Genomic DNA, 4200 nt, shown 5'->3' with positions numbered 1-4200 from the left:
CGCCGGCGCCGGGGGGCCTTCCCGTGCAGCCGGGCCCGAGCCCGAAGAGATCGACATCGACCGGACCGTTCTGTGGGAAACGCCGCAACTGCTCGACGCCGCGGCCCTGGACGGTTCCCTGAACCCGGACAAGCCCTCCGGTGCCCTGCCCTTCTATGCCTGGATTGCCGGTGAGGCCGCCGTGGTCCGCGGCCTTCGCCGCTACCTGGTGCGCGACGTCGGCATCGACCGCAAGCAGGTGGCGTTCATGGGCTACTGGCGTCAGGGAAAATCGGAACCCGCTTAGCATGGCGTGATGCAATTCATGCGGAGGTTCGCATAACGGAATTGTAACTATTGTGCGGATGCCGTAGCGTTGAACCCGGTCATTCGTACCGTGACCGCCGGTCTGTACGCTCAACCCTGTCAGCAGCCCGGCCCCGTTCTTCTTCAAAGACAGGGGCGGAGAACCCAATACCAGGCAGCGTGTCTGCCTTGGGGTGAAGCCTGCATACCTCGTCCCGCCGCCGCGGTCACTTCGAGGTCAGGCCGAGTCAACTCTTGCTCGAACCCGACAGCTAACTTCGCCGGCGTAAAAGAGAGGCACCCCCTTGTCCCAGCACGCCCACGCGCCCACATCCTCCCCCCACCGGCCGTCAACCGGTGCCGAAAACCGGACCCGCAGCGCAGCACGGCGCCGCGACCGCTTCCACCGCCGCGTCCGCACCCTGCTGCTCACGGGCGGAGCGCTCACCGCTGCAGCCGGCGTCGCGCTGACCGCCGTGGCGGGGAACCCCACCCTCACGCAGGCCGGACTCGTGACTCCGAACGCCACCCAGGGCGTCACCGTGCCCGAGGACGCAGCAATGGACTTCAGCCGCGAACCGATTGCACCGTCGTCGCAGGGGAGTACCCAGGGCGGCACACCGGCCACCGAGGAAACGAAGGTTTCAACCCTTTCCAGCGGAAAGCCCGACGTCGCCGCAGCGCCGGCCAGGGAGCCGGTGGAGCGCGACCGGGAGCCGGAGAAGCCGGCCGAGGAGCCCGCCGAGCCCGCAAAGCCGGTGGAGAAGCCCGTCGAGGAGCCGTTGCTCGGCCCGCCGCTGACCGAGCTTTCGGTGGCTTCCCCCTACGGGAACCGGGTCAATCCAATGGGCGGGTACGGCCAGGAACTGCACACCGGAACGGATTACTCCGGGGCCTGCGGTACGCCGGTCCTCGCCTCAAGCGCAGGGACGGTCACCGAGTCCGGCTGGCACCCCTATGGCGGGGGGCAGCGCATTGTCATCGACCACGGCGGCGGACTGAAGACCACCTACAACCACCTGAGTTCGCTGGGAATCCCGGTGGGCGGGAAGGTCGAGCGGGGCCAGACCATCGGCGCGGTGGGCACCACCGGCAACTCCACCGGCTGCCACCTGCACTTCGAAGTGGTTGTCGATGACCTGACCGTGGACCCGAGCGGCTACCTCTGAGTCCGGGGCTTACGGCTCCGGGTCGGTGAGGATCGCCGGATCCTTGCGCCCGTAGGGCATCCGAACCTTCAGCGAGTTGGGTTCAACCCTGAACGCCATGTGCGTGCCCTCGCCGAGGGCGTCGCCGTCCAGCTCGATCTCCAGCGGAGTGTCCGACTCCACTTCCGCCGTCTTGCATTGGTAGTACTCCACTGACGGGTCCTTGCCCTTGCCCCGTGCGAGGAGCTTCGCGACAACGGCGAACCATCCCAGCTTGCCGCTCGGTGCGATGGTCATGATGTCCAGGAGGCCGTCGTTGAGCCTGGCGCCCGGAAAAATCTCCAGGCCGCCCATGATTTTTCCGCAGTTGCCGCCCATGACGCTGCGCAGTCGGCGGGTGACCCGCTTGCCGCCGTCGATCGAGAGGTGCACCTTCGCCGGCTTGCCGGGAAGGTTGCGGATACCGGCGTCCACGTAGGCGAGCCAGCCCACCTTGTCCTTGAGGTCATCGCGGGTGTCCGCCATGACCGAGGCATCGAATCCGAGCCCGGCCATCACCAGGAATACGTGCGCATCCTGGGCCCGGTCCACGTTCACATGCACAACATCAATGAGCCGCTCGGTGCCTCCAAGGGCCGCCTCGACCGCGCCGCGCGGATCATCGACGTCGATATCCAGGTTGCGGGCCAGCAGGTTGCCGGTGCCCAGCGGCAGGAGGCCGAGTGCGGTGCCGGTGCCCGCCAGCTCCTCGGCCACGCAGCGCACTGTGCCGTCGCCCCCGGCAGCGATCACGACGTCGACGCCGGCCTTGAGCGCCTCCTGAGTCTGTCCGTGCCCCGGATCATCCTTGGAAGTCTCCAGGAAAAGCGGCTCCTGCCAGCCCTGCTCGAGGCTCAATTCCGTGACGATTGCGCGGATGTCCTCCTCGGTGGGCTTGACCGGGTTGAGGATCAGGGCCGCACGCCTGGTGCGCGCGTCCGGCTGCGTTTCGACCTGCGGTTCAGACTCGGTGTCCTGCAATGAAGCCATGTGTGTACTCCTGACGAGAGCGGTTCGTCATCGAGCTTAGCGTCTGGGTCCCGTGGGGCGTGCGCAGGAATTGCACCGCAACTATGCTGGGTGGTCGAACCACAAGGAGGAGCCATGACCGAGGACCAGTCCAACGCACCGGAGGGGCGCGGCGAAACGAAGGACCCGAGCGAGGGCAACCCGTTCGGCGGATCGCCGACGTTCCCTGACCCGTCCGGCGTACGTCCCACCGGGAATGCCACCGGTTTCAACGGCACCTACACGGAAACCGAACATCACACCCAGCATGAATACGATGCGGAGCACCATCGCGGCGGCACGCCCCCGGAAACCTCCGACGAGGAGGAGCAGGCGGATTGAGCAGCCGGTTCACCCATCGTTATGTCGCCCTCGGCGACTCCTTTACCGAGGGCGTAGGTGACTGGGACCAGCGCAGCCCCAACGGTGTCCGCGGCTGGGCTGACCGCGTCGCGGAGCAGCTGGTCCTCGCCGATCCTTCCTGGGGCTATGCGAACCTTGCCATCCGCGGCCGCAAGATGCGGCAGATCCTGGGTGAGCAGGTGGACGCGGCGCTCGCGCTCCAGCCGACCCTTGTCACCATCTACGCAGGCGCGAATGACATCCTGCGTCCCTCCATTGATCTTGATGAACTGCTGGCGGAGTACGACGCCGGAATCGCCCGCCTGCGCGCCGGCGGTGCCGCCGTGGTGCTGTTCACCGGATTCGACTCGGTGAAGTCGGCAGTCTTCGGCAAGACCCGCGGGCGTACCGCTATCTACAACGAGCTGGTCCGCGAAATCGTGGACCGCCACGACGCCGAGCTGGTCGACTACTGGCGGATGCGCGAATTCCAGAACTGGGGTTACTGGGACGTGGACCGCATGCACATGGCAGCTTCCGGACACACGCTCATGGCGGTGAAGGTGCTGGAAGTCCTGAAGTCGGCGCACAGCATCGAGGTGCCGGAACTTGAGGCCCGCCCGGCACTTTCCCGGCTGACGCAGCTGCGCAAGGATGCCCTCTGGGCCCGCGAGTACCTCGGACCATGGGTGGGCAGGCGGCTGCGCGGGCAGTCCTCCGGAGACGCACTGCCGGTGAAGTATCCCGAGCTGACACATCCGGTGTGGACGCGGCAGGCAACATCCCCGTGACGGCCGCGGTTCTGCAAGAATGATTCGCATGACTGGCACGCGATGGCTGAATCCTGCTCAGAGGCAAGCGTGGCTGGCTCTCTACGCGGTGGCAACGATGCTCCCGGGCGCCCTCGACGCCGAGCTCAACCGGCGGGCCAGGATCACCCTGTTCGACTACCACGTGCTCGCGATGCTCTCCGAGGCTGATGACCGCACCCTCCCCATGAGCGAGCTGGCCGGCCGCTCCAATGCGTCACTGTCCAGGCTCAGCCATGTGGTCACCAAACTCGAGTCCCGCGGTTGGGTACAGCGGAGCCAGAGCACCCGCGACCTTCGCGTCACCACGGCGTCCATCACGGTGGAGGGCCTGGACAACCTGCAGGATCTGGCGGTGGAACACGTGGAACATGTCCGTCGGCTGGTTTTCGACGGGCTCGATGAGCGGGATGTTGCCGACCTGGAAAGGGTGGGCAAGAAAATCCTCGCCCGGCTCGATGAAACGCACTGGATCCTGAAGCAGTCCCAGCCGGTGGCGTCGGCGTGACCGAACCGTCCATTCTGGCGGTGATCCTGGCCGGCGGCACCGGCGGGCGGCTCGGGGCGCA

Annotated in this window: 6 protein-coding genes and 1 riboswitch; of the genes, 5 read left to right on the top strand and 1 reads right to left on the bottom strand. The window is 66.7% G+C overall.

The window, feature by feature from the left end:
* Both X803_RS21125 and X803_RS22820 read left to right on the top strand, forming a co-directional pair.
* On the top strand, positions 1 to 286 hold a 286-nt coding region (locus X803_RS21125; protein WP_035778883.1), incomplete at its 5' end, for an SIP domain-containing protein.
* Positions 287 to 383: 97 nt separating this feature from the next.
* A riboswitch (cyclic di-AMP (ydaO/yuaA leader) is annotated at positions 384 to 587 on the top strand.
* A 3-nt stretch (positions 588 to 590) separates the two neighbouring features.
* On the top strand, positions 591 to 1454 hold the full coding sequence (locus X803_RS22820; protein WP_253907463.1) for a M23 family metallopeptidase: 864 nt from the start codon (positions 591 to 593) through the stop codon (positions 1452 to 1454).
* A gap of 9 nt (positions 1455 to 1463) precedes the next feature.
* On the opposite strand, the gene X803_RS19690 is transcribed toward X803_RS22820, so the two are convergent.
* Complete coding sequence (locus X803_RS19690; RefSeq protein ID WP_084033714.1) at positions 1464 to 2462, bottom strand: diacylglycerol/lipid kinase family protein; 999 nt, start codon at positions 2460 to 2462, stop codon at positions 1464 to 1466.
* Positions 2463 to 2576: 114 nt separating this feature from the next.
* Between X803_RS19690 and X803_RS0112310 the strand changes: the two genes are divergently transcribed.
* Genes X803_RS0112310 through X803_RS0112300 form a run of 3 tightly spaced genes read left to right on the top strand, consistent with a single transcriptional unit; the run spans position 2577 to position 4139 of the window.
* On the top strand, positions 2577 to 2822 hold the full coding sequence (locus X803_RS0112310) for a hypothetical protein (RefSeq protein ID WP_026545367.1): 246 nt from the start codon (positions 2577 to 2579) through the stop codon (positions 2820 to 2822).
* Entirely contained in the window at positions 2819 to 3613 is a 795-nt protein-coding gene (locus tag X803_RS0112305; RefSeq protein ID WP_026545366.1) for an SGNH/GDSL hydrolase family protein, read from the top strand. Before X803_RS0112310 ends, X803_RS0112305 begins: the two co-directional genes overlap by 4 nt.
* Before the next feature lie 28 nt (positions 3614 to 3641).
* Positions 3642 to 4139: a MarR family winged helix-turn-helix transcriptional regulator gene (locus X803_RS0112300; RefSeq protein WP_026545365.1), complete on the top strand. Its 498-nt coding sequence runs from the start codon at positions 3642 to 3644 to the stop codon at positions 4137 to 4139.
* Positions 4140 to 4200: the final 61 nt, after the last annotated feature.

The organism is Arthrobacter sp. 35/47, from assembly GCF_000520475.1.
Classification (GTDB): domain Bacteria; phylum Actinomycetota; class Actinomycetes; order Actinomycetales; family Micrococcaceae; genus Arthrobacter_D; species Arthrobacter_D subterraneus.
The sequence above is the reverse complement of the archived record's forward strand: the minus strand, read 5'-3'. Positions and strand labels throughout refer to the sequence as shown.